We start from the raw sequence: 25,838 nt of genomic DNA, 5'->3' as shown, positions 1-25,838 counted from the left end.
GCGTTCGCCCTCACCGTTCGATCAGCGCGATGCGCTTGTTGTACCCGTTCATCAGCAGCGAAATGCTGATGCTGATGGCCAGGTACACGCTCATGGTGATGGCCATGGTTTCGATCGCCTGGCCGGTCTGGTTGAGTACCGTGCCGGCGAACAGCGAGACCATGTCCGGGTAGCCGATGGCAGCGGCCAGCGAAGAGTTCTTCGCCAGATTGAGGTACTGGCTGGTCAGTGGCGGAATGATCACGCGCAGCGCCTGCGGCACGATCACCAGCCGCAGCACCCGTCCCGGTCGCAACCCCAGGGATGCCGCCGCCTCGGTCTGGCCATGGCTTACCGACTGGATGCCGGCGCGTACGGTTTCGCCGATAAAGGCCGCCGTATAGATGGAAAGCGCCAGCACGATGGACACCAGCTCGGGAATCACCACCCAGCCGCCGCGAATATTGAAGCGCTGCAGTTCGGGAACCTCCCAGAGGAACGGCCCGCCGAACAGCAGCGAACCCAGCCAGGGAAGCCCGATAAACAGAGCGAGGCTGATCCAGAACACCGGAAAGGGCTGCCCGGTGGCATGCCGTCGGGCGCGCGCCCAGCGGTTGAGCAGGACGATGGCCGCCAGCGCCAGGAACAGCGCCATCCAGAACGGCCAGAAGCCCTCGCCCGCACTGGGCGCGGGCATCTGCACGCCGCGATTGTTGATGAAAATGACGTCCCACAGGCTCAGGCTGTTGCGCGGGCCGGGCAAGGGGCTGAGCACGGCGAAGTAGACGAAGAAGATCAGCAGCAGCGGCGGGATGTTGCGGAAGATCTCGATATAGACGGTGGCGATCTGACGGATCAGCCAGTTCGGCGACAGCCGTGCCACCCCCAGGGTGAAGCCGATAAGGGTCGCCAGGATGATGCCGATCACGCTGACCAGCAGCGTATTGAGCAGGCCGACCCAGAACACCCGACCGTACGTGTCGCTTTCGCTGTAGTCGATCAGGTGCTGCGGAATGCCGAAGCCGGCGGCATTATTGAGAAAGCCGAAGCCCGAATTGATGCCCCGGTGGGCCAGATTGGCCTGGGTGTTGTGGAACAGGAACCAGCCGATTGCGACGACGGTAATGACGGCGATGACCTGGAACAGCCAGGCACGCGCCTGCGGGTCCCTGAGCAGCGAACCACGCGCTGCTCCCGATTTGGCGATGGTTCGCATCAGGAAACCTCATACGGAGACGCCGGCACACACTTACCGGCGTCGCTCGTCCTTGAAACAGGGCCGACTGCATACCGGCCCTGCTCGATCAACGCACCGGCGGTGCGTACTGCAAACCTCCGTTGTTCCAGAGTGCATTCAACCCGCGTTCGATTTTCAGCTCGCTGCCGGCACCGACGTTGCGCTCGAAGATCTCTCCATAGTTGCCGACCTGCTTGACGATCTGCACCGCCCAGTCCTTCGGCAGCTTCAGATCCTTACCGTATTCGCCCTCAGCGCCGAGCAGGCGCGCGACATCCGGGTTCTTGGTGTTTTTCGCGGTTTCCTCGACGTTCGCCGACGTCACGCCAAGTTCCTCGGCGTTGATCATGGCGAACAGCGACCAGCGCACGATATCGAACCACTCCTCGTCGCCCTGGCGCACCGCCGGGCCGAGCGGCTCCTTGGAGATGACTTCCGGCAGCACCACGTAGTCGTCCGGCTTGGCCAGCTTGATGCGCTGGGCGTAGAGCTGGGACTGGTCGGAGGTGAGCACGTCGCAACGACCGGACTCCAGCGACTTGGCGCTCTCGTCCGAGGTGTCGTAGGTGATGGGCGTGTACTTGAGGCTGTTGCTGCGGAAGTAGTCGGAAAGATTCAGCTCGGTGGTGGTACCGGCCTGGATGCAGACAGTGGCGCCATCGAGCTCCTTGGCACTGGACACGCCAAGCTCCTTGTTCACCAAAAAACCCTGGCCGTCGTAGTAGGTCACGCCGGTGAAATTGAGTCCCATCGCTGCGTCACGCGAGCTGGTCCAGGTGGTGTTGCGCGACAGCACATCGATCTCGCCGGACTGCAGCGCGGTAAAGCGCTCCTTGGCGGTCAGGGGACTGAACCTGACCTTGTCGGCATCACCGAATACCGCAGCCGCAACCGCGCGGCAGACGTCCACGTCGATTCCCTTGTACTGCCCCTTGGCATCGGCGTAGGAAAAGCCCGGTAGCCCGTCGCTGATGCCGCACTGCACGAAACCCTTGCTCTTCACCGCATCCAGAGTCGCCCCAGCCTGCGCCTGACCGCCAACACTCAACAGCATCGCGGCGCCCAGCACGGTCAGTGTGGATTTAGCCCTGATCATCGAAACCTCCAGTTTGTTTTTATTCTGCGGGGTCGGGTCTTCCGGGGTGTCAGTCAACTGAGTGACAGAAGAGCCTGACCTGAGTCTAGTCGCCGATGGCTGATCGGCAACCCTCCCGATACGCAAGTTCGCAGACGTGCGGTGGTATCGGCGCAGCAGCCGGAAAGGCATGAAGCAAGCGGCGTACCAGCCATGCCAAACACCCGGAATGCGGGCGCAGACTTCAGGGAAAGGCCAACAAGGGGTAATCTCGCCGCCTGCCACTGCAACCTCTTATTGCAACCTGCGAGCAACTTTTCCCACCGTTCGCACCAGGCCGGTGCAGGCCATCAGACGGAGCCCCACATGAGCGACCCCTTGATCATCGAACCGGCACAGGCTGCCGACGCCTGCGTTATCTGGCTGCACGGCCTGGGCGCCGACCGCTATGACTTCCTGCCGGTGGCCGAAGCCCTGCAGCAGCGCCTGCTGCGCACGTGCTTCGTGCTGCCCCAGGCGCCGACCCGCGCGGTGACCATCAATGGCGGCTGGGCCATGCCGAGCTGGTACGACATCCAGGCCATGAGCCCCGCGCGCGCCATCGACCAGGCACAGCTGGAGCAGTCGGCGCAGAGCGTCATCGAGCTGATCGAGGCGCAGCGTGACAGCGGTATCGATCCCCGGCGCATCTTCCTCGCCGGCTTCTCCCAGGGCGGCGCCGTGGTCTATCACACCGCCTTCCTGCGCTGGGCCGGGCCGCTGGGCGGCGTACTGGCGCTGTCCACCTATGCGCCCACGTTCAGCGACGACCTCAGGCTCTCGCCCCTGCAGGCGGACCTGCCCGTGCTCTGCCTGCACGGCAGCCGGGATGACGTGGTGCCTCCCTTCATGGGCCGTGCCGCTTATGAATGCCTGCTGCAGAACCGCGTGCAGGCGCAGTGGAAGGAATACCCGATGGCCCATGAAGTGCTGCCGGGCGAGATCCACGATATCGGCGACTGGCTGGCCGCCCGGCTGGGCTGAAGCCCTTCGACAAGTGCCGCTTCACGCAATAAGTGCCGCTTCACGCAATAATTCCCGCTGCTCGGCTATCCGAACAGCGGATTGCGGCTACGCTTGAAACGGGGAGTAGAAAAAACTCGATGCGCCTGCCCGGACAGCGCTCATCGCGGCCAGAAGAAGCCGGCCCATCTGCCGTTACCAGGCGTGCGAGATAGCCATGGCGAAAATCTCATCCAGACGCATGTGGTCGTCATGATAACCGCCGAGTGGCGGGCCGAATGGAAGCACCTGCAGCAGGTGCGCCTGTTCGATCATCTCGACGATTGCTGCCTGCTCATGCTGCAGGAGACTTGCGAGCCCTGCCTGGCCGAAGCGGGCGAGGTGCTGCTGTCGCCACTCAAACCCAACCACTATCTTTATCTGCTGCTGGACGGCGAACTGGCGGTTCATCTGGATTCGCTCGACAGTCAGCCAGTGCGGGTCATCGGCCCCGGCGACTGCGCCGGCGAAATCAGTTTCATCGACAACCTGCCGCCCTCCGCCTGGGTCATCAGCCTTGAGTCTTCATTGATGCTGCGCCTGCACAGTCGTTCGATGTCCCTGCTGTCGCGTTCGCCACAACTGATGCAGAATCTGGTCGAACTCTTCTGCCAGCGTGTTCGGCTGAGCGACCGACTGATCATCAACAGCGAGCAGAACGCCAACATCGACACCCTCACCGGGGCCTTCAACCGGCGCCGGCTGGAACATATCTACAACCGCGAAAGCACCCGCTGCGCCTTCAACGACCGCCCCCTGTCGCTCATCATGCTCGATGTCGACCATTTCAAGGATTACAACGATCTGTATGGCCATCTGGCCGGCGACCATGCGCTCTGTCTTGTCGTCGATACACTGGGCAAACTGCTGCGCCCGGCTGACAGCCTGGTGCGCTATGGCGGCGAAGAATTCGTGATCCTGCTTCCCGGCATGCCCCTGCCACAGGCCCGCAAGGTAGGGGAGCGATTGCGCCTGAGCCTGGCGCGACGCGCCTCGTTCCGCTCGCCGCTGGGCACGCTGCCGGGCGTGACGATTTCCCTCGGCATTGCCCTCATGCAGCCCCAGGACAACCTGGAAGCCCTTATCGACAGGGCCGATCAGGCGCTTTATCAGGCCAAGCAGAGCGGACGAAACCGTGTTTGCGGCTGATTCCAGCGGCCTGCCGCCAGCAAACCCCGTGCAACCGCACGAACCGTTGCGCCCGACAGGCGCAGCTCTTCGCCCTGCCTGCTTCTTGCATTACACTGGCGGGCGAACCTTGACAACCAGACGAGAAGACCGTGCTCAAAGCACTCAAGAAAATATTTGGTAAAAGCCCGGCTGAACTGTCCGCCGCGCAACCTGCCAGCGACACCCGGAATGATGCCGCCCCCCGTTACAGTGAGCCGCGCGAAACACCAACGGTCGAACACGCCGAGAAGCCGGTGACAGTCACCAAGCCACGCCGCGACCGCACACGCAAACCCGCCGCGCCACCCGCTCCGGCCTGGAAGCTGGAAGACTTCGTGGTCGAGCCTGCGGAAGGCAAGACCCGTTTCCATGACTTCAAGCTTTCCCCCGAACTGATGCATGCGATACAGGATCTGGGCTTCCCCTACTGCACCCCGATCCAGGCGCAGGTGCTGGGCTTCACCCTCAAGGGTCGCGACGCCATCGGTCGCGCACAGACCGGCACCGGCAAGACCGCCGCCTTCCTGATTTCCACCATTACCCAGCTGCTGGAAACGCCACCGCCGAAGGAACGCTACATGGGCGAGCCGCGCGCGCTGATCATCGCGCCGACCCGCGAACTGGTAGTGCAGATCGCCAACGATGCGCTGGACCTGACCAAGTACACCGGCCTGAACGTGATGAGTTTCGTCGGCGGCATGGACTTCGACAAGCAGCTCAAGGCGCTGGAATCACGCTATTGCGACATCCTGGTGGCAACGCCGGGACGCCTGCTGGACTTCAACCAGCGCGGCGAGGCGCATCTGGACATGGTCGAGGTGCTGGTGCTCGACGAGGCGGATCGCATGCTCGACATGGGTTTCATTCCGCAGGTCCGGCAGATCATCCGCCAGACCCCGCCCAAGAGCGAACGCCAGACCCTGCTGTTCTCCGCGACCTTCACCGAGGACGTGATGAACCTGGCCAAGCAGTGGACCACCGACCCGGCCATCGTCGAGATCGAGGCGGTCAACGTCGCCAGCGAAACCGTCGAGCAGCACGTCTATGCCGTGGCGGGAAGCGACAAGTACAAGCTGCTCTACAACCTCATCACCCAGAACGACTGGAGCCGGGTGATGGTCTTCGCCAACCGCAAGGACGAAGTGCGGCGCATCGAGGAACGCCTGACCCGCGACGGTATCAGCGCCGTGCAGATGTCCGGCGACGTGCCGCAGCACAAGCGCATCCGCGCGCTGGAAGGCTTCCGCGAAGGCAAGATTCGCGTGATGGTGGCCACCGATGTGGCCGGTCGCGGCATCCACGTCGATGGCATCAGCCACGTGATCAACTTCACTCTGCCGGAAGTACCGGACGATTATGTACACCGTATCGGGCGTACCGGTCGCGCGGGCGCCAGCGGCACCTCCATCAGCTTCGCCGGTGAGGACGACGCCTTCGCCCTGCCCGCCATCGAGGCGCTGCTCGGACGCAAGATCAGTTGCGAAATGCCACCCGCCGAACTTCTGACTCCTGTCCCCCGCTCTCGCTGACGACACAAATGCAGGAATGCGCATTCGCCTTCCTGCATCCATCCGCCTGGCCGGCTTCACGCTGACAGAGGTCATCACTTCGAAAGCCAAAAGCCTTACATTCGGCACATCCTAGGAAGAAACGGAGTTTGCCCATGCAACATATCGACTGGCTGATCATCCTGATCGGAACGGGCTTCGCTCTGTTGGGCCTCGGCTACAACTACCGTGACAAGAACTGGGGCATCGCTCTGCTGGCCGTTGGCGTGCTGCTGATGTTCTCCACCATCAGCTTCAAGCTGTACATCACGCTCAATTATTGATCGGCCCGAACGGGTACTCAGCTGTCCCAGCGGCGGGCGGCACTCTTGTCGCTTTCACGGCCTTCGACCCAGCGCGGGCCTTGCGCCGTGGCTTCCTTTTTCCAGAACGGCGCTCGCGTCTTCAGGTAGTCCATGACGAAGCGGCAGGCATCGAACGCGGCCTCGCGATGGGCACTGGCGGCGCCGACGAAGACGATGGGTTCGCCCGGTTCCAGCGCCCCGACCCGGTGCAACACGTCCAGCCGCAGCAGCGGCCAGCGCTGTTCGGCCTCTTCGACGATCTTCGCCAGGGCCTTCTCGGTCATGCCCGGCGCATGTTCGAGGAACATCCCGGCGACCTCCTGCCCGTCGTTGAAATCCCTTACGTAGCCGACGAACCCGGCCACCGCGCCGATACCCAGGTTGGCCGCATGCAGGGCATTGAGTTCGGCGCCAGGATCGAAGGCTGCCTGCTGAACACGAACACCCATGCTCAACCTCCGGTCACGGTCGGGAAGAAGGCCACCTCATCGCCGTCGCTCACGGGCTCGTCGAGGCCGCACAGCTCCTGGTTGCGGGCGCACATCAGGCTCTGCTCGCCGAGCACGGCCCAATCATCCCCACGCGCCAGCAGATGCCGGCGCACGTCATCCACACTGGCAAAAGTCGTATCCCACGGCAGACGCTCGCCATCGGTGCCAAGTGTTTCCCGATAACGGGCGTAATACTGGATCGAAATCATGCCTGCACCTGCCAATCACCACTCTTGCCGCCGCGCTTTTCCAGCAGCCGTACAGCTTCGATAATCATGCCCTTGTCCACCGCCTTGCACATGTCGTAGATGGTCAGCGCAGCCACGCTGGCGGCGGTCAGCGCCTCCATTTCCACCCCCGTCTGCCCGGCCAACTTGCAGGTGGCGCGAATCAGGACAGCGTCTGTGCCGTCCGCCTGCAACTCGACCTTGATGCTGGTCAGCAGCAGCGGATGGCAGAGCGGAATCAGTTCATGGGTCTTCTTCGCCGCCTGGATGCCGGCAATGCGCGCCACGGCGAACACATCGCCCTTGGGATGGCCACCCTGTTCGATCATCTGCAAGGTCTGCGGCAGCATCCGCACCCGCGCCTGCGCCACCGCCTCCCGTGCGGTAACAGCCTTGTCGGTAACGTCGACCATACTGGCACGACCTTGGGAATCGAGATGGGTGAGCATGGTCACTCCTGCGTTTTTACGAAGGCCCGCAGTGTAGCTCAGCTGCAAGCCAGCGTAGGGTGGATGTCGCTTTTTACATCCACCGAGGCTCCGCTCGTCGGGTCGATGAAGCGTGACCCGACCTACAGCCGCAAGCGAATCAGTGTGGCGGCTGGCGCCGAAACAACGTCAAGCGCTTTTCCGCTTTCACTTGAAGCTTATGGCTTGCAGCTTGAAGCTGCTTCCTTACATATTCGCCTCCGCATATTCGGCCAGCACCGAACGCGGTACGCCCTGCAACGTCACGTGAACGCCGTGAGGGAAATCCTTGAAGCGCTCGGTGAGATAGGTCAGCCCGGAACTGGTGGCTGAAAGGTAGGGCGTATCGATCTGCGCCAGGTTGCCCAGGCAGACCACCTTGGAACCGGCGCCGGCGCGGGTGATGATGGTTTTCATCTGGTGCGGCGTGAGGTTCTGGCATTCGTCGATCAGGATCAGGCTCTGCTGGAAGCTGCGCCCGCGGATGTAGTTGAGCGATTTGAACTGCAGCGGCACCTTCTGCAGGATGTAGTCGACGCTGCCGTGGGTGTTCTCGTCGTCCATGTGCAGGGCTTCGAGGTTATCGGTGATCGCGCCGAGCCAAGGCTCCATCTTTTCTGCCTCGGTGCCCGGCAGGAAGCCGATGTCCTCGTCCAGCCCCTGTACGCTGCGCGTGGCGATGATGCGCCGGTAGCGCTTGCTGACCACCGTCTGTTCGATGGCCGCGGCCAGCGCCAGGATAGTCTTGCCGGAACCCGCGGCGCCGGACAGATTGACCAGATGAATGTCCGGGTCGAGCAGGGCGAACAACGCCAGCGCCTGGTGGATGTCGCGCGGGCGCAGGCCCCAGGCTTCCTGATGCAGCAGGGGTTCCTGATGCATGTCCAGCAACAGCAGCTCGTCGGACTTGATGCCCTTGATCCAGCCGACGAAGCCCTGCTCGTCGAGAATGAATTCGTTGAGATGAACCGCAGGCAGGTTGTCGATCAGCTGCACCCGGTGCCAGGTCCGACCATGATCCTGCTGGGTTTCCACCTTGCTGACGCGATCCCAGAAGGAGCCGCTCAGGCTGTGATAACCGCGTGACAACTGGCCGACGTCATCAACCAGCTTGTCGGTGTGGTAATCCTCGGATGCCACACCGCAGGCGCGTGCCTTCAGGCGCATGTTGATATCGTTGGTCACCAGCACCACCGGCACGCCGGCATTGCGCTGCTGCAGCTCCACCACCTGGTTGATGATCTTGTTGTCGTTGAGATCTTCGGGCAGCCCTTTGGCGTCGGCGCTCCTGCTCATCAGTATCGAGAGGCTGCCGCAGTAGTCGCCCGTCGTATCGCGATGGATGGGCACGCCGAGTTCAACCTGCTCTGGCGTCGCCTTACCCAGTACCTTGTCGATCAGCCGGATGACCTGCCGGCATTCGGCGGCCACGCTGTGCTTGCCGCTCTTGAGCTTGTCCAGCTCTTCCAGCACGGTCATGGGGATGGCGACCTGGTGTTCTTCGAAGTTCAGCAGCGCGTTGGGGTCGTGGAGCAGGACGTTGGTGTCCAGAACGTAGAGGGTGGGCTGAGTAGCGCGGGGTCTGCCGTAATCATCCATTCGCAGTCACCTTTTCCGTAGAGCCGGTCGACGGAGCGTCTAAGCGCACCGCCACTAGGGACCACCGATTGCGAGGTCAGCAGACGTGGGCAGCAGGGGCCTGGGGCCACCCATCGGCCGCCACCTGTGTTGCAGGGCTCGGCGGTCTGTTACAGCTAATACCGCAAAAAAGATGACAAGAAAAAGTCTTTTCCGATTTGCGGAGGTTTTTTTGTCAACCGGACGGACAGCGCTTGGCGACCGATTCAGGGCGAGCTAGGCTCACGAATCAACCCCGTGCGCTTTTGCCGCAGTGATTGGCCTCCTTAGTCACCCAGGCCGCTCAGCACTACGATCCAAGCCCGTCATTGCGTACCGCGTCAGCGTTCGATAGTCATGGGTTGGTTGCAGCGTGCAGGATATCAATCGGGGCCATAGCTGGAGCCTTGACTGGGATAGCGCCTAGAATCGTCCCATATCAAAGGAGACCTCCAGATGCTGATGGTGATTTCACCGGCCAAGACCCTCGACTACGACACCCCGCCGACAACCGCACGCTTCACTCAACCCCAACACCTCGACCAGGCACAACTGCTGATAGGGATTCTGCGCGACTTCTCGCCCCAGCAGATCAGCCAGCTGATGCACCTGTCGGATAAGCTCGCAGCCCTGAACGTGGCCCGCTATGGCAGCTGGACGCCCAGCTTCACCCCGGAGAATGCCAAGCAGGCGCTGCTTGCTTTCAAGGGCGACGTCTACACGGGATTGAACGCCGAGGACTTTTCCGAAGAAGACTTCGACTTCGCCCAGCGCCACCTGCGCATGCTATCCGGGCTCTACGGCCTGCTGCGCCCCCTCGACCTGATGCAACCCTACCGCCTGGAAATGGGCACGAAACTGCAGAACCCGCGCGGCAAGGACCTTTATGCCTTCTGGGACGAACGCATCAGCCACTGGCTCAACGAAGCCCTGGCCGAACAAGGCGATGATGTGCTGCTCAACCTGGCTTCGAACGAATATTTCGGCGCGGTCAAACGCAAGGCGCTGAACGCACGGGTCATCAATGTAGATTTCAAGGACCTGAAGAACGGCCAGTACAAGATCATCAGTTTCTACGCCAAGAAAGCGCGCGGGCTGATGGCACGCCACGTGATCCGCGAACGCATCGACAATCCCGAACAGCTGAAGGCCTTCGACTGCGAAGGCTACCGCTACAGCCCCGACGACTCATCGATCGATCATCTGGTATTTCTACGCGACACACCGGCCTGACCGCGGCCTTCACAGCTGAAGCCGCTTCCACAGAAAGCGCACACCGAACCCATGGGCACGGCTTCAGCCGCGGAGCTTTCAGCCACCCGCCCCTCCTCCCCAAGCCACCGCAATAGCCCTCCGATCAGCGGCTGTCCGTCGGGGAACTAACCCGAGCCCCCCACAATCATAAGCCCGTGCCGGCAATGCCAGACGCACCTCGGCAGGCAGTCGCGCGTCCACATGGAACAAGAAGAACCCACCCTTCTCAACGATTCAGGAGATACACCATGATTCCGGTCATCCTCTCTGGCGGCAGCGGCTCTCGGCTCTGGCCACTTTCACGCAAGCTGTTTCCCAAGCAGTTTCTTGCCCTGACCAGTGAGCAGACCCTGTTCCAGCAGACCATTGAGCGACTGGCCTTCGAAGGCATGCAACCGCCGCTGCTGGTATGCAACAAGGAACACCGCTTTATCGTCAAGGAGCAACTGGCCGCCCGCAAGCTGAGCATCCAGAGCCTTCTCCTCGAGCCCTTCGGTCGCAACACCGCACCGGCCATTGCCCTCGCGGCGATGAAGCTGGTCGAGGATGGTCGTGACGAACTGCTGCTGGTCCTGCCGGCGGACCATGTCATCAAGGACCAGAAAGCCTTTCAGCGCTCCCTTGCGCTGGCCACCAACGCGGCGGAGAACGGCGAAATGGTGCTGTTCGGCATCCCGGCGACCAGCCCGGAAACCGGCTACGGCTACATCAAGTGTGACCTTGCCGAGCGCAACGGGCTGCCCGAAGGCATCAGCCGCGTCACCCGTTTCGTGGAAAAGCCGGACGAAACCAGCGCACAGCAATATGTCGATTCGGGCGATTACTACTGGAACAGCGGCATGTTTCTGTTCCGCGCCAGCGTTTTCCTCGAAGAGCTGAAAAAGCACGATCCGGACATCTATGACACTTGCAAGCTCGCGCTCGAACGTAGCGTCCATGACGGTGACGAAGTACTGATCGACTCTGCGACCTTCGCCTGCTGCCCGGACAATTCCATCGACTACGCCGTGATGGAGAAAACCGAACTGGCCTGCGTGGTGCCCATGTCCGCCGAGTGGAGCGATGTCGGCTCATGGTCCTCGATCTGGGAGGTTCTGGAGAAAGATGCCAACGGCAACGTCATCAAGGGCGACGTGATTGCCGAGGACAGCCGCAACTGCCTGGTGCATGGCAACGGCAAGCTGGTGACCGTGCTGGGCCTGGACGACATCGTCGTGGTGGAGACCAAGGACGCCATGATGGTCGCCCACAAGGACAAGGTACAGGACGTCAAGAAACTGGTCTCCAAACTGGACGGGCAAAACCGCACCGAGACCCGCAACCACTGCGCCGTCTACCGGCCTTGGGGCTGGTACGACTCCGTCGACATGGGAGGCCGCTTCCAGGTCAAGCGCATCTGCGTCAACCCCGGCGCCGCGCTGTCGCTGCAAATGCATCACCACCGTGCCGAACACTGGATCGTGGTATCCGGCACCGCCCAGGTAACCTGCAACGACAAGACCTTCCTGCTCACCGAGAACCAGTCGACCTACATTCCGGTGACCTCCATTCACCGCCTCGCCAATCCGGGCAAGATTCCGCTGGAAATCATCGAGGTACAGTCGGGAAGCTATCTGGGCGAAGACGACATCGAGCGGCTGGAAGATGTCTATGGCCGCGCTCAGGAAGACAAGGCAAAACAGTCCGTGCGCTGATGGCGCAACCCCCTGAAAAAGAACCGCGCCTGAAGGTGCGGTTTTTCATTTGGGCGAGGCAAGGAAAGCCATTACACGACGCAACACAATTATTGGCATTTTTTTCAGGCAGTTGGCTTGCAATAGCGGCGATCACCCTCATTAAATAGAAGGCATCTGAAAAGCAGCCTGCCCTCGAATGCAGGCGCAAAGCAGCTGTTTTTATCTACTTGCACTGCCGCAACATCACCGGGAAAAATCATTACGTGACAAAAGAGCAACTACGCGCCGAACTGGAACGCCAGGCTAGCCGCTTCCAGAACATATATGGCGGAGAAATAACCACTTACGCAGCCCAACCCGATCCCGAACGCAAACCCTGGCGCAAGAAGCCGACCGTTCACGATCAGGTATTCGAAGCGGAGCTGCAGAAGATGGAAAAGGAACTGTCTCAACAGACATCCCAGAACGATTGAGTTGACCGCTAGCGTTTACCGCCCAGCAACGACCCCATCAAGCCACGCGCCAACTGCCTGCCGAGCTGACTCGCAGCCTGGCGTATGGCGCTCTTGAATGCCCGACTGGCCAGATCACCGAGCATATCGCTCTCTTTGCTGCTCGCCTTCGGCGTCTTCGCCGCTTCGGACTCGGCCGCCAGCCTGGCGCGCTCCAGCAGAATCTCGTAGGCCGACTCGCGGTCGATGGCCTTGTCGTAACGTCCCCGCAACGCGGAACGGACGATCAGCTCACGCCGAGCCTGCTCATCAATCGGGCCCACTTGCGATTGCGGCGGCGCTATCGCCACACGCTGCACCATGGCCGGCGTGCCGTTGTCTTCCAGGCCACCCACCAGCGCCTCGCCGATACCCAGATCAACCAGGGTTTCCAACGTGGGGAAGTCAGGATTGGCCCGAAAACCCTCCGCCACCGCACGCAGCGCCTTCTGCTCCCTGACCGTATAGGCCCGCAGGCCATGCTGAATCCGCAACCCCAGCTGGGCCAGGACTTCGTCCGGCAGATCCGAGGGTGACTGGGTGACGAAATAGACGCCAACGCCCTTGGAACGAATCAGCCGCACAACCTGTATCAGCCGCTCCTGCAAGGCGCGCGGCGTACCGCGAAACAGCAGATGAGCTTCGTCGAAAAACAGCGCCAGCAGCGGACGATCCGCATCACCACGCTCGGGCAGTTGCTCGAACAGCTCGGCCAGCAACCAGAGCAGGAAGGTCGCATAGACCTTGGGCGCCTGATGCACCAGTTGACTGGCATCGAGCAGGTGAATCTGCCCGCGCTCGCCATGTTTCTGCAGTAGGTCCTCGATGGCCAGTGCCGGCTCGCCGAACAGGGCTTCGGCACCCTGTTGCTCCAGCGTCGCCAACCGCCGCAACAGCGCCTGGGCCGACGCACCGGTCAGCAACGCGGCATCCTCACCCAGCACTTCGGGATTCTGCCGCAGGTGATTGAGCAGCGCCTTCAGGTCCTTGATGTCCAGCAGCAGGAGCGCATCGCGATCGGCAATCTTGAACGCCGCATAGAGCGCCGCCTGCTGGCTGTCGGTCAATTCCAGCAGGTTGCCCAGCAGCAGCGGCCCCATTTCGGTCAATGTCGTGCGCAAGGGGTGCCCGCTCTGCCCCTGCACATCCCATAGCGTCAGCGGGCAGGCCCGCGGCTGATAGTCGAGCCAGGGCATGCTGGCGATACGCTCGGCAATCTTGCCCTTCGGCGCGGCTGGAGCGCCCAGACCGCACAGGTCGCCCTTGATATCCACGGCGAACACCGCAACGCCGGCATCGCTGAATTGCTCGGCAAGGCGCTGCAAGGTAACCGTCTTGCCCGTGCCTGTAGCACCGGCAATCAGCCCATGGCGATTGGCCAGGCGCAATGAGTGAGTATTGGCGGCGCCCGTAGCGTCCGCACCCAACACCAGGCAATCGCTGTATGACATTCGGCCTCCGATATGGCAGCGGCGAATCGGCTGGCAGGCCAACCGGTTTTACCAATGGATCTACCCTACCTCGTCCGTGCGCGGCTCAGTTGAAAACCATCGTCTTGTTGCTGTGAACCAGCACACGGTCCTGCAAGTGATAGCGCAGACCGCGAGAGAGCACCATTTTTTCCACATCCTTGCCCAGACGCACCATGTCTTCGATGCTGTCACGGTGGCTGACGCGCACCACGTCCTGCTCGATGATGGGACCGGCATCGAGCTCTTCGGTGACGTAGTGGCAGGTCGCGCCAATCAGCTTCACGCCCCGCATCGACGCCTGATGATAGGGCTTGGCGCCGACGAATGACGGCAGGAAGCTGTGATGGATATTGATCACCCGCTGGGCAAACTCTTCGCAGAGCTCGGACGGCAGAATCTGCATATAACGCGCCAGCACGATGACATCGGCACGGTGCTCGCGAACCAGGCGCGATACCTCGGCAAAGGCCTCATCCTTGCGGCCCGGCTCGACCGGCACATGGAAATAGGGAATGCCATGCCATTCGACCATGCTGCGCAGGTCGTCGTGATTGGAGATCACGCAGGGAATATCGCAATCCAGCTCGCCACTGTGCCAGCGGTGCAGCAGATCGGCCAGGCAGTGAGACTCCCGGCTGGCCATCAACACCACGCGCTTGCGCTCCTGCGAGTCGGTGATGCGCCACTCCATGGAGAACTGTCGGGCAATGGGCGCGAACGCCTGACGAAAGCCCTCCAGATCGAAGGGCAGCGAATCCGCGCGGATTTCATGGCGCATGAAGAACCAACCACTCTGATGATCGGAGTGGTGATTGGCTTCGGTGATCCAGCCATTGTAGGTCGCCAGAAAATTACTGACCTTGGCAACGATACCGACACCATCGGGGCAGGCAATGACCAGCCTGAATGTGCGCATTGAAGATAACTCCGGCTTGCAAAAAAGACGCGGCATTCTATCCCAGCGGATAAAAGCACAACCAGTTGATTGAAAGAACGAGCTGCCCATTCGAGGCAGCGCAAGCATGCCTGCGGGCAGACAGCACGCCGGCCTATCCCCTGCAGCGCCTGAACTGCAACAGCCTCATGCAAGCGGCCAGGCGAAGAGTGCCGGAGGCGCCGATCATCATGCCGCGGCTTTATTGCCCCTGCCTGACAAGATGCGCATGCGTGCCGATGAAAAACTGAGGGAGTTATCCGGATCACAAACAGCGGCAATTAATAAAAAATGCTCATTCTTTCAATCCCTACTATATTTACTTGTGCATTGCAGCTGTCTATGATTGCCAACACTTGCGTTCAAACCTATACCAAGGAAGTGACATGTCGCTGATCAATGAATACCGCGCCACCGAAGAAGCCATCAAGGAACTTCAGGAACGCCTGAAGTCTCTTTCCGCAGACGACAAGCTGAAAAAGGAGCTGGAGTTCGAAGGCAAACTGCGCGAACTCATGGGCGAATATCAGAAGTCGCTGCGAGACATTATCGCCCTGCTTGATCCGGATGCTCGTAACATCAAGACACAACGCATGAGCCGCGCACCGGCAACGGCCAAGCGTGCTCGTCGCGTCAAGCAATACAAGAATCCGCACAATGGTGATGTGATTGAAACCAAAGGCGGCAATCACAAGACACTGAAAGAATGGAAAGCAAAATGGGGCTCTGCGGAAGTTGAAGGCTGGGCCACTCTGCTCGACTGATTCTTCCCGCATCACCCAAAGCCATCTGGCGCAGCACTTGGCGCCAGATGGCTTTTTTTTGTTTCCGCTTTTGTGGGTTTCAGTCCATCAGGGTGCTGAAAACGCAGGCGATGGCAACGCAAGGATTTTTCAGCGGCTTGGCATATAGCACTCACGCAACCCTTGCGCATGCTCCGCCCACTGGCGCAGCAACTTGGCCTGGGCGGGGCTTGCCGTCGCCATTATTTCCTGCAGGCTTCTGTCGAACTGCTCCAGCGTATTGGGAGCCCCGTATTGAGGATCGCTCAGACGTTGCCTGCAAAACGTCTGCCACTGCTCTTTTTCCGCTACCGACAGGCACTCAGGAAAATTGCGCGCGCGATATCGGGAATAGAGTTCCGGCAGGCGCTCATCATCAAAGGCAAACATCTCCTGCGAAGACGCCAGGTTTCGAACCTGATCACAGAGCCTGCGATCCCGTTCGCCGAGAAAGCCATCATAAAGTTGCTGCTCCGGATCTGTCGTTTCCTCAAACGCTTCCTGCTGATAGATGACAGCCAGCTTTTCACGCCACTGCGCCTGTTGCCCCTGAAGTTCGCTGGCTCTGGACTGGCAAGACTGCATATCCAGCCCCAGTCGTTCGATATCCGCTGCACGCAAGACCTTCATCGGTGCAAGTACCGGGCAGCGATTGACCTGCACAAGTTTCAGCGGAACCGGAAGTTTTCCATCCAGATCTTCCCGGCGCGTATATAGCCGCTCACGCAACTCCTCGGCAGATGCTTGCAACAGGGGCGAGCAGTCGGCATTCAAATCGCACACGATCAGTGCATTACGATTGCGCGGATGCCAGGTCAGCGGCAATACCACCGACAGATAATGACGGGCCGCCGAGAAGCGCCCGGAAACATGTACCAGCGGTTTCAGCAATTCGATCTGCTCGATTACCGCGTTCTTGCGACGCAACCGGTAGAGATAGTCATAGAGCTTGGGTTGTCGCTCGCGTATCAACCGGGCCAGAGCGATGGTGGCCCGCACATCGGACAAGGCATCGTGCGCCTGCAGGTGCTCCAGCCCATTAGCCTGACTCAGGCACTCCAGTTTGAGGGTCACGCGCCCTTCTTCCTGCGGCCAGACCAACCCCTCCGGGCGCAGCGCATAGGCGGTGCGCACCAGATCGATCAGGTCCCAACGGCTGTTGCCGCCCTGCCATTCCCGCGCATAGGGATCATGGAAGTTGCGGTACAAGCTATGCCGCAGCACTTCATCATCGAAACGCAGGCTGTTGTAGCCAGCTCCACAGGTGCCCGGCTGTGCCAGTTCGCGGTGCAGTCGCTCGATGAACTCCGCCTCGCACAGTCCCTTCTCGGCCAGGATCGCCGGTGTGATGCCGGTGACCAGGCAGGCCGCCGGATGCGGCAGAATGTCGTCGGCGGGTCGGCAATAGATGTTCAACGGTTCGCCGATTTCCTCCAGCGCCTCGTTGGTGCGAATACCCGCGACCTGCAAGGGCCGGTCTCGGCGCGTCGAGATGCCGGTTGTTTCGAAGTCGTACCAGAAGATGCTGGATGTCACGGCAGATTCCTTCAGAGAGCAAGTGCGGCGCATGTATGTCCGTCGCCGCATCGCGGCATTGTGCCCAAAAATGCCTGCAGGTTCTGGTCGAACGCCGCATTCAATGCTTACATGCGCGCTTGCGAACCGGAACGGGCCCGCATCACGCCATTAGTTCGACGGACACAGTCATTGTCTTCTGCTTCGAATCGCACAGCGCTGCTGGACAACACTCACCGGGTCGAGACGCCGGAAGGCATCGACCTGCTGCTGCGCCCGGCGGGGCTGGTGCCGCGCGCGCTGGCATTCGCGCTGGACCTGCTGATTCGCGGTGCACTGCTGGTGGTGCTGGGGCTTGGCCTGAAGCTGCTGGGCCAGTTCGGATTGGGTACCGGCGCGCTGCTGCTGTTTCTCGTGCAGTGGTGGTACATGGTGCTGTTCGAGGTGTTCAACCAGGGACGGACGCCCGGCAAGCGCTGGCTGGGGCTGAAGGTCGTGCATGACGACGGCACCCCGGTTGACTGGGCCTCCTCGCTGACGCGCAACCTGCTGCGCTTCGTCGATATCCTGCCGTTCGGTTATTTTCTCGGTGCGCTGTGCTGCCTGTGGAATCCCTCGTTCAAGCGCCTGGGCGATCTTGCCGGCGGTACCCTGGTGATCTACGACACGCGAGGCTTTCAGCAGCCGCAGTTGCCGGAAGCCGAGCCGCAGCCAGCACCCTTCGCGCTGGATCTGGAGGAGCAGCGCGCGCTGATCGCCTTTGCCGAACGCCAGACCACCCTCTCGCCTGAGCGCCGCCAGGAGCTGGCCGCGATCCTCGCGGAGCCGCTGAAGGTCACACCCGAACAGGCGCAGGCGCGTCTCAACGGCATTGCCCGCAGCCTGGTGGGCTCGGCATGAAGCAGAGCCACTTCGAAGCTCGCCATCAGGCCGAGTGGCATGCCTTCGGCGACACCCTCGACGCCCTCGAAAAAGGACGGAAAGGCCCACCCGCCACCATCAGCGACTTTCCGGCAGCCTACCGGCGCCTCTGCCAGCACCTCGCCCTGGCCCGCTCGCGCGGCTACAGCAGCCATTCGGTCGATTACCTGCAGCAACTGGCCCAGCGCGGACATCAGCAACTGTACCGCCACCGCAGCCCGCTGGGCGGTCGCCTGCTGGGCTTCATGCTGGGCGGCTTTCCCCGGCTGGTGCGCGAAGAATGGCGCCATGTACTGGCCGCCAGCCTGTTCTTTTACCTGAGCCTGCTGGGCATGGCCGCGCTGGTTCTGGCCTTCCCCGAACTGGTATACAGCCTCGTCAGCTCCGACCAGGTCGCGCAGATGGAAGCCATGTATGACCCCGCAGCTCGCCGCCTGGGCGAATTCGGCACCCGTGGTTCTGGCGAAGACTGGGTGATGTTCGGCTATTACGTGATGAATAACATCGGCATCGCCTTCCAGACTTTCGCCGGCGGCCTGCTGTTCGGGCTTGGCACCCTGTTCTACCTGCTGTTCAACGGTTTGATGATTGGCGCAATCGCCGGCCACCTCACCGGCATTGGCTACCACCAGCCGTTCTGGTCGTTCGTCATCGGCCATGGCGCCTTCGAGCTGACCGCCATCACCCTGGCCGGCGCCGCCGGGCTGAAGCTGGGCGCGGCGCTCATTGCGCCTGGCCACCTGGGTCATGGCGAGGCACTGCGGCTGGCGGCGGCCCGCGCGGTGCGGCTGATCGCCGGGGCCACGCTGATGTTGCTGATCGCCGCCTTCATCGAGGCCTACTGGTCCTCGATGACCTTCACTTCGGCGCCGGTCAAATATGCCGTGGGAGCGCTGTTGTGGCTGCTGGTTGGCCTGTATTTCACCCTGGGTGGCAGGAGCCGGTATGCATCTGAATGATGCCAGCGTAGCCATCCGCCCACGCAGTGCCTGGGAAGCACTGGATCTCGGCATCCTGCTGGCGCGCCGCCATGCCGGCCTGCTGATGCTCTCCTGGGCGCTGCTGACGTTGCCGGTTTTCGTCCTGCTGAGCCTGATGCTCTGGCAGCACCCGAGTCTCGCCGTATTGCTGTTCTGGTGGCTCAAGCCGCTCTACGAACGCCTGCCGCTGTTTATTCTGTCGTGCGCCCTGTTCGGCAACACGCCCTCGCTGGGCGAAAGCTTCCGCGCATTACCCGGCCTGCTGCGCTCGCAATGGCTGGCCAGCCTGACCTGGCGCCGGCTGAGCCTGACCCGCAGTTTCGACCTGCCGGTGCTACAGCTTGAACAATTGTCCGGTTCCGTCCGCCGCCAACGCCTGATCGTGCTGGGGCAGCGCGATACCGGCGTCGCAACCTGGCTGACCATCGTCGGCATGCATCTGGAGCTTGCCTTGTGGCTGGGCGCGCTGGCGCTGCTCTACCTGCTGATTCCCGCCGAGTTGCTCAGCGACTGGAAATGGCAGGATCTGCTGCACGCCAGCGACGACCTGCTCTGGCTCGAACACCTGTCCAACCTGCTCTATGTGCTGGTGCTGATGGTCTGGGAGCCGATCTACGTGGCCAGCGGCTTCAGCCTCTATCTGAACCGCCGCACCCAGCTGGAAGCCTGGGATCTGGAGCTGAGTTTCCGGCGCCTGGGCGAACGCTTGAAAAGCCTGCTGCCGGTCATGCTGATCGGTGCCGGACTGCTGTTCGCCACGCCACCAGAGGCGGTTTGGGCGGACACACCCGAGCCAGCACCTGAGCACGAGCGATTACTCAACCAGCCCCTGACCAGCCAGGACGCCAGCACAGCGATTGCCGAACTGCTGGCCCAGCCGCCATTCAGGAACGACGAAACGGTGACGCGCTGGCGCTTTGGCGAAGAACAGAAGGACGATGAGCCCGGCTGGCTGGCGCGTTTGCTTGAAAGCCTGTCAGGGTTCGACAGCCTCCGCCGCATACTGGACAACCTCGCCAGCGCGCTTGAAATCCTGCTCTGGGCCGGCCTGTTCGGACTGATCGGCCTGGCGCTGTGGCGTTACCGGGAATGGATCAGGCTGCATGTGGGGCGCTTGCGCAATCCGCGAATCACCCGCCGACCAGCCCCGGACCTGCTGTTCGGCCTCGACGTGGTGCCGGAAAGCCTGCCGGCGGACATCACCGGCGAAGTGGCACGGCTCTGGGACGCAGAACCGCGCGCGGCGCTGGGGCTGCTCTACCGGGCATTCCTCAGCCGGCTGCTGCATCAGCACGGATTGCCGCTGACAGGCGCCCATACCGAAGGTGAAATTCTGCACCTGGTACGCGCAACGACCCAGGCGGACCTCACCCGCTATGCCGAAAGTCTGACCGAACACTGGCTCAATCTCGCCTATGGCCATCGCCTGCCACCGGATGCCGCACGGGACGAACTCTGCAGCCAGTGGCACGTGCTGTTCGAGCCACAGGTGAGCGCATGAACCGGCGTCATGCGGTCTATCTGGCAGCGGCGCTGCTGCTCGGCGCCCTGCTGCTGTTCGCCGCCAGCAGGCTGCAGCCTTATGAAGAGGTGATCGAGCACGGTCCAGCCCCCGAAGTGCAGCGCAATTCCTATCTGGCGGCCAGACTGTTTCTCTCCGCTCAGGGCCGGGCGATCAGCCACGACGAAGGCCTTGTCGACCTGTTCAATACGCAACCTCAGAATCAGGTTCTGCTGTTTCTGGGCCAACGCGAGTCGATGACGCCACAGCAGGTCCAGCGCCTGCTGGCCTGGACCGCAAAAGGCGCACATCTAGTCTTCGTTGCCGAACGGCTCTGGGATGAGCAGGCCAGGGCCAGCGGCGATCTGCTGCTCGATGCGCTGAATCTGCAACAGTACGAGGCCAGCGAAGATGACAAAGCGGTCACGGCGGTTGCCAATGGAGAAAAGCAGCCGCAACTGACCCGCCTGTATCTGGAAAACGAAGAAGCACCAGCCTATCTGGCCTTCGATACGCGCTTTCATCTCTACGATGCCGACAGCAAGGCCCACGCCTGGGCTAACAGCCCCGGCGCCACACATATGCTGCAACTGCGCCACGGCGACGGCCTGATCACGGCGCTCACCGACAGCTGGATCTGGCAGAACGACAACATCGACCAATACGACCATGCCTGGCTGCTCTGGTATCTCACCCAGGATCGCGACGTGACCCTGGTCTACAACGCCCGGCACGACAACCTGCTGCAACTGTTGCTGCGCCATTTCCCCGAGGCACTGGCCGCCCTGCTGCTGACCCTGCTACTGGCGACCTGGCATCTGGCCCAACGCCACGGGCCGCGACAGCAGCCGGCGGCGCCCGGCCAGCGCCAACTGCAGGAACATCTGCGTGGCAGCGCGGACTTCCTCTACCGGCATGCGGGTCAGCAGCACCTGCTGACCCGTCTGCAACACGATATCCGGCGGCAAGCCCGTCGACGGCATGGTACGTTTGACTGCCTGTCGCATACCGAGCAGTGCCAGCTGCTGGCGAAACTCAGCCACCTGCCTGGCGAAACCATTGACGAGGCGCTGCGCCCACCCGCGGCCAAGCCCGTCAGCGCCGCCGAATTCACCCGTCAGGTTTCGTGCCTGCAACGCCTCAGGAATGCTCTATGAACGACACCCCCAGTGAATCCAGTCATGCCGATCTCCAGCGCCAGCGCGCCAGCCAGCTGGCACAGGCGTTGCGTCAGGAGCTGCACAAGGCGGTCATCGGCCAACAGGAAATCGTCGATGGCGTACTCACCGCGCTCATCGCCGGCGGCCACGTATTGGTCGAAGGCGTGCCGGGGCTGGGCAAGACCCTGCTGGTGCGTGCGCTGGCGCGCTGTTTTGGCGGTGAGTTCTCACGGATTCAGTTCACCCCGGACCTGATGCCCAGCGACATCACCGGCCACGCGGTCTATGACCTCGCCAGCGAGCAGTTCAGGCTGCGCAAGGGACCGGTGTTCACCAACCTGCTGCTGGCCGACGAAATCAACCGCGCGCCAGCGAAAACCCAGGCCGCGCTGCTGGAAGTCATGCAGGAGCGCCAGGTCACGCTCGAAGGCCGAGCGCTGGCCGCGCCACAGCCTTTCCTGGTAATGGCCACGCAGAATCCCATTGAGCAGGAAGGTACCTATCCACTGCCCGAGGCCGAACTCGACCGTTTCATGCTGATGCTGCGCATGGATTATCCGCAGGCCGACGAAGAGCTGGAACTGGTCCGCCAGGTCACCCGCTCGGCACGCACCGACATCCTCGATATCAGCGGGCTGCGTGTTCTATTGCAAGCGAAGGACGTCCAGGCCCTGCAGAAGATTGCCAGCGACATGCCCCTCGACGAACAGGTGCTCGATTATGCCGTGCGTCTGGCCCGCGCGACGCGCAACTGGCCCGGCCTGAGCCTGGGCGCCGGGCCGCGCGCTTCCATCGCCCTGGTGCGCTGCGCGCGTGCGAGAGCGCTGCTGCGCGGCGGTGAGTTCGTCACCCCGGACGACGTCAAGGGCTGCGCACTGGCCGTACTACGCCATCGTGTCCGGCTCTCGCCGGAACTGGAGATGGAGGGCATGTCGGTGGACCAACTGTTGCTGCAGCTGCTTGACCAGATCACGGCGCCACGCCTTTGAGCCGACCGCACAAACGAGACATCCGATGAACCCGACCCGGCGTCTGCTCCACGCACTGCTCCTGCTGCTCGGCCTGGCCGTGCCGCTGGGAGCGCTGTCGGCTCTGGGCCAGCCCGCGCATCCGGCCATCCACAGCGCCTGGTGGGGACTGCTGCTTTGCCTGGGCCTCGCAGCCCTGTTCGATGCCCTGGGCCTGCGCCGCCTGCCTTCACCCGAGCTGCAACGCAACCTGTCCGGCAACCTGGCACTGGGGCACTGGCATGAGGTACGTCTGCAGATACGGCACGCGCTGCCCCGGCTATTGCGCCTGGATATCTTCGATCACCCGCCGACCGCTATGGTATTCGAGCATCTGCCGCGCAGCCTGCAACTGGCGCCCGGCAAGCAGGCCGAACTTACCTATCGGGTGCGTCCACAGCGTCGCGGCCACTTCAGCGCCAGCCATTGCGAGGTCCGCCTGTACGGCCCGCTGGGCTTGTGGCGCCAGCGGCGGTTGTTGCCACTGGAATCGCAGACGCGGGTCTATCCGGATTTCACCCGCCTGCATGGCGCACCGCTGATGGCCGTGGACAGTTGGCTGAGCCGGCTGGGCGTCAGTCAGCAACCCCGCCGCGGGCTTGGCCTGGAGTTTCACCAACTGCGCGACTTTCGCGAGGGCGACACCCTGCGCCAGATCGACTGGAAGGCCACGGCCCGCAAACGCACCCCCATCGCCCGCGAATATCAGGACGAACGTGACCAGCAGATCCTGCTGATGCTCGACTGTGGCCGGCGCATGCGCAGCCAGGGCGGCGCCCTGTCACATTTCGACCATGCGCTCAACGCGAGCCTGCTGCTGGGCTATGTCGCCCTGCGCCAGGGCGATGCGCTGGGCCTGTGCAGCTTCGCCACCGAACAGCGCCGCTTCATCGCGCCCGCCAAGGGCCAAGAACAGCTCACTACCCTGCTCAACGGCGTGTATGACCTTAGCGAAACCCTGCAACCCGCCGACTTCGCCCGCGCGGCCAGCGATGTCCTCGAACGACAGAAGCGCCGTGCGCTGGTGATCATCCTCAGCAACCTGCGCGACGAGGACGATGAAGAACTGCTCGATGCGGTGCGCCGCCTTTCAGGTCGGCATCGGATACTGGTGGTGAGCTTGCGCGAACCCATCCTCGACGCCCTGCGCCAGCAGTCGATAAGCGGCTTTCAGGATGCGTTGAGCTATTGCGGCGCCCTGGACTACCTGAGCACCCGTGACAGGCTGCATGAGCGATTGCTGGCCCAGGGCGTTCCGGTGCTCGAAGCCCTGCCCCATGAGCTTGGCCCGCAGTTGATCAGCCGCTATCTGGCCTGGAAAAGAGGCGGCGTGATCTAGCGCCTCGTAGGGGCGGCCACGGAAATGCGAAACGGTCGGCTAGGGTCTGTTGATGTTTCGGCGCAAGCCGCGTTGCAGCGTCAAATGTCGCCAGGCAAGGCGCGGGACGCAGGTAATGGTCGCTCCCTTGCCAAGTCCCGCAACGCCGCATGGCGACATTTGACGCGCAACCCAAAGGGACGGGCCAGTTTTTGCGCGGAGCGTTGTTGCTCAACGGCTCATTTGGACGACCAAACTTCGCGTCTCGCGCCTAGCCCCGCGCAAAAACTGGCTCCGTCGCGGTCGCGACGAAACGTCAACAGACCCTAGGTCCCGTGGCAGCGATCCTCATCCTCTGCCCTGCTGGGCGACGAGCCGGAACGCGGCAGGCGAGCAGGAGGAATCTGCAGTGCAGGGCGGAAACTGAAGTACCGCTGCAATGCGTCAATCATGACCCGAATGTCAGCGGGCGGTGAAATCAGGGCAAAGCCGGAATCAAAACTGCCTGGCGTGACATCCTCGCGGGACCAGAGGCAGGTCGCGCTGATATCGACATAGCGCAACTCACCATGCTGAGCGGGAATTTTCAGGCGCATCTCGAAACGCACATCGGTCATCATCGGATAACGACTGATCAGCATCAGCCCGGTTTCCGAAAGATTGCCAATGAAACCCAGCGGCTTATCGGTGAATCGGTTGAATACGTTGAGGTAATACGGCAACTGGTGCCGCTGGATACTTCGCTGATTGAGCATGTTCATGGGTTCCTGCCCTGCCGCGAAGGTGACTGCTGCCGGCCTCAGCTGCAGCCTGCATTGATGCGGTCGATCAACTGCTGTCGCGCCGCGCTTATTTCTTTTTCACTGTAGTAGACCCGTTCGCCCTTTGCATCGCTGCGAAAGTAGCGACCACCACGGGACAGGCTCGCCAGCTCCTCGCGCCACTGTCGACATGCCTGTTCACGCAGTGCCTGCTGCTCGCGCATCGCCTGTTCGGCTCGCTGCTGCTCCTGCCGGCGTGCATCGAAGAAGCGTTCGGCACGCGCCTCGCGGTTGCGGGTCGCCTCATCACGCTCGATGACCTGAGGCCTGACTTCGACCTGCTCGGCTCCCGGCCTCGGGCGCGCCTCGAAATGCACGTTTCCCTGGGAATCGACCCAGCGGTAAATCTGCGCCATCGTCAGCGATGGCAGAAACAGGACGAGCAGCAATAACAGTGTGTTCCGCATGGGCTCCTTCCCGTTCCACCAGTTTCAAGGCCGCTCAGGGCCTGGCCGCATGGGTCGCCGCCTGTTCAGCCGGCTGGTAGTGCCCCAACTGGCGCAGGGTCTCCAGCCGGGCACGCCCACGGAAGGCATATTCGCTGGCCGGGTAGCGGGACTGGATAAAGCGATAGGTTTCCACCGCATCGACGAACAGTCCCTGGCGCTCCAGACACTGACCGCGCAGCAGAGAGATCTCCGGCTGCAGGTTGTCACGCGGGCGGCTACGCCGCTCGGCCTGGGACAGTTCGAGTGCCACCTTGCCGCAATCGCCCTGCTCGTAGTGCCGGTAGGCATTGTCGAGATGACGATCGAGTGCGCTTCTGCTGCTGCAGCCTACGCTGAGGGTGGCCAGAAAAAGAATCAAAAAGGTGCGCATGGGTAAATCCTCCGATTCCGGCTTATCGACC

26 protein-coding genes are annotated in these 25,838 nt (G+C 62.1%); 14 read left to right on the top strand and 12 right to left on the bottom strand.

Translation table 11 applies throughout. The features are described 5' to 3' along the window. Positions 1-10: 10 nt before the first annotated feature. A complete protein-coding gene (locus ACYCFC_RS00190) occupies positions 11-1,195 on the bottom strand; it encodes an amino acid ABC transporter permease (RefSeq protein ID WP_181086631.1) in 1,185 nt (394 codons plus the stop codon). An 88-nt stretch (positions 1,196-1,283) separates the two neighbouring features. Then, a complete protein-coding gene (locus ACYCFC_RS00185) occupies positions 1,284-2,312 on the bottom strand; it encodes an amino acid ABC transporter substrate-binding protein (protein WP_459652801.1) in 1,029 nt (342 codons plus the stop codon). A 345-nt stretch (positions 2,313-2,657) separates the two neighbouring features. Here ACYCFC_RS00185 and ACYCFC_RS00180 point away from each other — a divergent pair, with 345 nt between their 5' ends. The 4 genes from ACYCFC_RS00180 to ACYCFC_RS00165 all read left to right on the top strand — a co-directional run bounded on the left by ACYCFC_RS00180 (position 2,658) and on the right by ACYCFC_RS00165 (position 6,333). Beyond that, the gene (locus tag ACYCFC_RS00180) at positions 2,658-3,314 is read left to right on the top strand and encodes an alpha/beta hydrolase (RefSeq protein WP_459652800.1); all 657 of its coding nucleotides are present in this window, start codon (positions 2,658-2,660) and stop codon (positions 3,312-3,314) included. Positions 3,315-3,545: 231 nt separating this feature from the next. Then, the gene (locus ACYCFC_RS00175; RefSeq protein WP_459652799.1) at positions 3,546-4,481 is read left to right on the top strand and encodes a GGDEF domain-containing protein; all 936 of its coding nucleotides are present in this window, start codon (positions 3,546-3,548) and stop codon (positions 4,479-4,481) included. A 131-nt stretch (positions 4,482-4,612) separates the two neighbouring features. Further along, positions 4,613-6,031 (top strand): ATP-dependent RNA helicase RhlB, encoded by a 1,419-nt coding sequence (rhlB, locus tag ACYCFC_RS00170; RefSeq protein WP_459652798.1) that lies wholly within the window; start codon positions 4,613-4,615, stop codon positions 6,029-6,031. Positions 6,032-6,165: 134 nt separating this feature from the next. Continuing rightward, entirely contained in the window at positions 6,166-6,333 is a 168-nt protein-coding gene (locus ACYCFC_RS00165; RefSeq protein WP_181086636.1) for a hypothetical protein, read from the top strand. Positions 6,334-6,350: 17 nt separating this feature from the next. Here the strand turns inward: ACYCFC_RS00165 and moaE are convergent, their stop codons facing one another. From moaE to ACYCFC_RS00145, 4 genes are all read right to left on the bottom strand, one after another. Further along, positions 6,351-6,803 carry a molybdopterin synthase catalytic subunit MoaE gene (moaE, locus tag ACYCFC_RS00160; protein WP_181086637.1) on the bottom strand — a complete coding sequence of 151 codons (453 nt, stop codon included), beginning with the start codon at positions 6,801-6,803 and terminating at the stop codon, positions 6,351-6,353. A gap of 2 nt (positions 6,804-6,805) precedes the next feature. After that, positions 6,806-7,054 carry a MoaD/ThiS family protein gene (locus tag ACYCFC_RS00155; RefSeq protein WP_181086638.1) on the bottom strand — a complete coding sequence of 83 codons (249 nt, stop codon included), beginning with the start codon at positions 7,052-7,054 and terminating at the stop codon, positions 6,806-6,808. Then, complete coding sequence (moaC, locus tag ACYCFC_RS00150; RefSeq protein WP_459652797.1) at positions 7,051-7,521, bottom strand: cyclic pyranopterin monophosphate synthase MoaC; 471 nt, start codon at positions 7,519-7,521, stop codon at positions 7,051-7,053. The genes ACYCFC_RS00155 and moaC overlap by 4 nt, the downstream gene beginning before the upstream one ends. 225 nt (positions 7,522-7,746) lie before the next feature. Continuing rightward, positions 7,747-9,138, bottom strand: a complete 1,392-nt coding sequence (locus tag ACYCFC_RS00145; protein WP_459652796.1) for a PhoH family protein — start codon at positions 9,136-9,138, stop codon at positions 7,747-7,749. A gap of 474 nt (positions 9,139-9,612) precedes the next feature. Here ACYCFC_RS00145 and yaaA point away from each other — a divergent pair, with 474 nt between their 5' ends. The 3 genes from yaaA (at position 9,613) to ACYCFC_RS00130 (ending at position 12,559) form a co-directional block, all read left to right on the top strand. Further along, a complete protein-coding gene (yaaA, locus tag ACYCFC_RS00140) occupies positions 9,613-10,389 on the top strand; it encodes a peroxide stress protein YaaA (protein WP_181086641.1) in 777 nt (258 codons plus the stop codon). A 269-nt stretch (positions 10,390-10,658) separates the two neighbouring features. Continuing rightward, complete coding sequence (locus ACYCFC_RS00135; RefSeq protein ID WP_181086642.1) at positions 10,659-12,104, top strand: mannose-1-phosphate guanylyltransferase/mannose-6-phosphate isomerase; 1,446 nt, start codon at positions 10,659-10,661, stop codon at positions 12,102-12,104. Between the two features lie 245 nt (positions 12,105-12,349). Further along, the gene (locus ACYCFC_RS00130) at positions 12,350-12,559 is read left to right on the top strand and encodes a hypothetical protein (RefSeq protein WP_181086643.1); all 210 of its coding nucleotides are present in this window, start codon (positions 12,350-12,352) and stop codon (positions 12,557-12,559) included. Positions 12,560-12,567: 8 nt separating this feature from the next. Here the strand turns inward: ACYCFC_RS00130 and ACYCFC_RS00125 are convergent, their stop codons facing one another. Then, positions 12,568-14,028, bottom strand: a complete 1,461-nt coding sequence (locus ACYCFC_RS00125; protein WP_459652795.1) for a helicase HerA-like domain-containing protein — start codon at positions 14,026-14,028, stop codon at positions 12,568-12,570. 85 nt (positions 14,029-14,113) lie between these two features. Continuing rightward, positions 14,114-14,965: a formyltetrahydrofolate deformylase gene (gene purU, locus ACYCFC_RS00120; protein WP_181086645.1), complete on the bottom strand. Its 852-nt coding sequence runs from the start codon at positions 14,963-14,965 to the stop codon at positions 14,114-14,116. Positions 14,966-15,369: 404 nt separating this feature from the next. Between purU and mvaT the strand changes: the two genes are divergently transcribed. Next, positions 15,370-15,747: a histone-like nucleoid-structuring protein MvaT gene (gene mvaT / locus ACYCFC_RS00115; protein WP_181086646.1), complete on the top strand. Its 378-nt coding sequence runs from the start codon at positions 15,370-15,372 to the stop codon at positions 15,745-15,747. A gap of 129 nt (positions 15,748-15,876) precedes the next feature. On the opposite strand, the gene sbcB is transcribed toward mvaT, so the two are convergent. After that, on the bottom strand, positions 15,877-17,301 hold the full coding sequence (gene sbcB / locus ACYCFC_RS00110; protein WP_459652794.1) for an exodeoxyribonuclease I: 1,425 nt from the start codon (positions 17,299-17,301) through the stop codon (positions 15,877-15,879). Positions 17,302-17,472: 171 nt separating this feature from the next. On the opposite strand from sbcB, the gene ACYCFC_RS00105 reads away from it, so the two are divergent. From ACYCFC_RS00105 to ACYCFC_RS00080, 6 genes are read left to right on the top strand one after another with little or no spacing between them, the layout of a single operon-like run. Further along, positions 17,473-18,180 carry an RDD family protein gene (locus tag ACYCFC_RS00105; protein WP_181086648.1) on the top strand — a complete coding sequence of 236 codons (708 nt, stop codon included), beginning with the start codon at positions 17,473-17,475 and terminating at the stop codon, positions 18,178-18,180. Next, positions 18,177-19,160, top strand: a complete 984-nt coding sequence (locus ACYCFC_RS00100; RefSeq protein WP_459652793.1) for a stage II sporulation protein M — start codon at positions 18,177-18,179, stop codon at positions 19,158-19,160. The genes ACYCFC_RS00105 and ACYCFC_RS00100 overlap by 4 nt, the downstream gene beginning before the upstream one ends. Further along, on the top strand, positions 19,147-20,682 hold the full coding sequence (locus tag ACYCFC_RS00095) for a DUF4129 domain-containing protein (RefSeq protein ID WP_459652792.1): 1,536 nt from the start codon (positions 19,147-19,149) through the stop codon (positions 20,680-20,682). Before ACYCFC_RS00100 ends, ACYCFC_RS00095 begins: the two co-directional genes overlap by 14 nt. Then, on the top strand, positions 20,679-21,839 hold the full coding sequence (locus tag ACYCFC_RS00090) for a DUF4350 domain-containing protein (RefSeq protein WP_459652791.1): 1,161 nt from the start codon (positions 20,679-20,681) through the stop codon (positions 21,837-21,839). The genes ACYCFC_RS00095 and ACYCFC_RS00090 overlap by 4 nt, the downstream gene beginning before the upstream one ends. Beyond that, the gene (locus ACYCFC_RS00085) at positions 21,836-22,831 is read left to right on the top strand and encodes an AAA family ATPase (RefSeq protein ID WP_181086652.1); all 996 of its coding nucleotides are present in this window, start codon (positions 21,836-21,838) and stop codon (positions 22,829-22,831) included. The genes ACYCFC_RS00090 and ACYCFC_RS00085 overlap by 4 nt, the downstream gene beginning before the upstream one ends. A 25-nt stretch (positions 22,832-22,856) precedes the next feature. Beyond that, positions 22,857-24,188 (top strand): DUF58 domain-containing protein, encoded by a 1,332-nt coding sequence (locus ACYCFC_RS00080; RefSeq protein WP_459652790.1) that lies wholly within the window; start codon positions 22,857-22,859, stop codon positions 24,186-24,188. A gap of 305 nt (positions 24,189-24,493) precedes the next feature. On the opposite strand, the gene ACYCFC_RS00075 is transcribed toward ACYCFC_RS00080, so the two are convergent. From ACYCFC_RS00075 to ACYCFC_RS00065, 3 genes are read right to left on the bottom strand one after another with little or no spacing between them, the layout of a single operon-like run. Continuing rightward, positions 24,494-24,928, bottom strand: a complete 435-nt coding sequence (locus tag ACYCFC_RS00075) for a PilZ domain-containing protein (protein ID WP_181086654.1) — start codon at positions 24,926-24,928, stop codon at positions 24,494-24,496. 38 nt (positions 24,929-24,966) lie between these two features. Beyond that, entirely contained in the window at positions 24,967-25,395 is a 429-nt protein-coding gene (locus ACYCFC_RS00070; protein ID WP_459652789.1) for a DUF4124 domain-containing protein, read from the bottom strand. Positions 25,396-25,429: 34 nt separating this feature from the next. Then, complete coding sequence (locus ACYCFC_RS00065; RefSeq protein WP_181086656.1) at positions 25,430-25,807, bottom strand: tetratricopeptide repeat protein; 378 nt, start codon at positions 25,805-25,807, stop codon at positions 25,430-25,432. Positions 25,808-25,838 lie beyond the last annotated feature (31 nt).

Source organism: Stutzerimonas sp. NM35 (assembly GCF_054604355.1).
This window is presented reverse-complemented; position numbering and strand designations above follow the sequence as displayed.

Excerpts from the sequence above, each read along its gene's own strand:
- mvaT (WP_181086646.1), top strand. The coding sequence starts at position 15,370 with ATGTCGCTGATCAATGAATACCGCGCCACCGAAGAAGCCATCAAGGAA.
- moaC (WP_459652797.1), bottom strand. The coding sequence starts at position 7,521 with ATGCTCACCCATCTCGATTCCCAAGGTCGTGCCAGTATGGTCGACGTT.
- ACYCFC_RS00175 (WP_459652799.1), top strand. The coding sequence starts at position 3,546 with ATGATAACCGCCGAGTGGCGGGCCGAATGGAAGCACCTGCAGCAGGTG.
- yaaA (WP_181086641.1), top strand. The coding sequence starts at position 9,613 with ATGCTGATGGTGATTTCACCGGCCAAGACCCTCGACTACGACACCCCG.
- ACYCFC_RS00145 (WP_459652796.1), bottom strand. The coding sequence starts at position 9,138 with ATGGATGATTACGGCAGACCCCGCGCTACTCAGCCCACCCTCTACGTT.
- ACYCFC_RS00070 (WP_459652789.1), bottom strand. The coding sequence starts at position 25,395 with ATGCGGAACACACTGTTATTGCTGCTCGTCCTGTTTCTGCCATCGCTG.
- ACYCFC_RS00135 (WP_181086642.1), top strand. The coding sequence starts at position 10,659 with ATGATTCCGGTCATCCTCTCTGGCGGCAGCGGCTCTCGGCTCTGGCCA.
- ACYCFC_RS00085 (WP_181086652.1), top strand. The coding sequence starts at position 21,836 with ATGAACGACACCCCCAGTGAATCCAGTCATGCCGATCTCCAGCGCCAG.
- ACYCFC_RS00100 (WP_459652793.1), top strand. The coding sequence starts at position 18,177 with ATGAAGCAGAGCCACTTCGAAGCTCGCCATCAGGCCGAGTGGCATGCC.
- ACYCFC_RS00180 (WP_459652800.1), top strand. The coding sequence starts at position 2,658 with ATGAGCGACCCCTTGATCATCGAACCGGCACAGGCTGCCGACGCCTGC.
- ACYCFC_RS00155 (WP_181086638.1), bottom strand. The coding sequence starts at position 7,054 with ATGATTTCGATCCAGTATTACGCCCGTTATCGGGAAACACTTGGCACC.
- purU (WP_181086645.1), bottom strand. The coding sequence starts at position 14,965 with ATGCGCACATTCAGGCTGGTCATTGCCTGCCCCGATGGTGTCGGTATC.
- ACYCFC_RS00080 (WP_459652790.1), top strand. The coding sequence starts at position 22,857 with ATGAACCCGACCCGGCGTCTGCTCCACGCACTGCTCCTGCTGCTCGGC.
- ACYCFC_RS00065 (WP_181086656.1), bottom strand. The coding sequence starts at position 25,807 with ATGCGCACCTTTTTGATTCTTTTTCTGGCCACCCTCAGCGTAGGCTGC.
- ACYCFC_RS00090 (WP_459652791.1), top strand. The coding sequence starts at position 20,679 with ATGAACCGGCGTCATGCGGTCTATCTGGCAGCGGCGCTGCTGCTCGGC.
- moaE (WP_181086637.1), bottom strand. The coding sequence starts at position 6,803 with ATGGGTGTTCGTGTTCAGCAGGCAGCCTTCGATCCTGGCGCCGAACTC.
- ACYCFC_RS00125 (WP_459652795.1), bottom strand. The coding sequence starts at position 14,028 with ATGTCATACAGCGATTGCCTGGTGTTGGGTGCGGACGCTACGGGCGCC.
- ACYCFC_RS00190 (WP_181086631.1), bottom strand. The coding sequence starts at position 1,195 with ATGCGAACCATCGCCAAATCGGGAGCAGCGCGTGGTTCGCTGCTCAGG.
- ACYCFC_RS00095 (WP_459652792.1), top strand. The coding sequence starts at position 19,147 with ATGCATCTGAATGATGCCAGCGTAGCCATCCGCCCACGCAGTGCCTGG.
- ACYCFC_RS00185 (WP_459652801.1), bottom strand. The coding sequence starts at position 2,312 with ATGATCAGGGCTAAATCCACACTGACCGTGCTGGGCGCCGCGATGCTG.
- ACYCFC_RS00165 (WP_181086636.1), top strand. The coding sequence starts at position 6,166 with ATGCAACATATCGACTGGCTGATCATCCTGATCGGAACGGGCTTCGCT.
- ACYCFC_RS00075 (WP_181086654.1), bottom strand. The coding sequence starts at position 24,928 with ATGAACATGCTCAATCAGCGAAGTATCCAGCGGCACCAGTTGCCGTAT.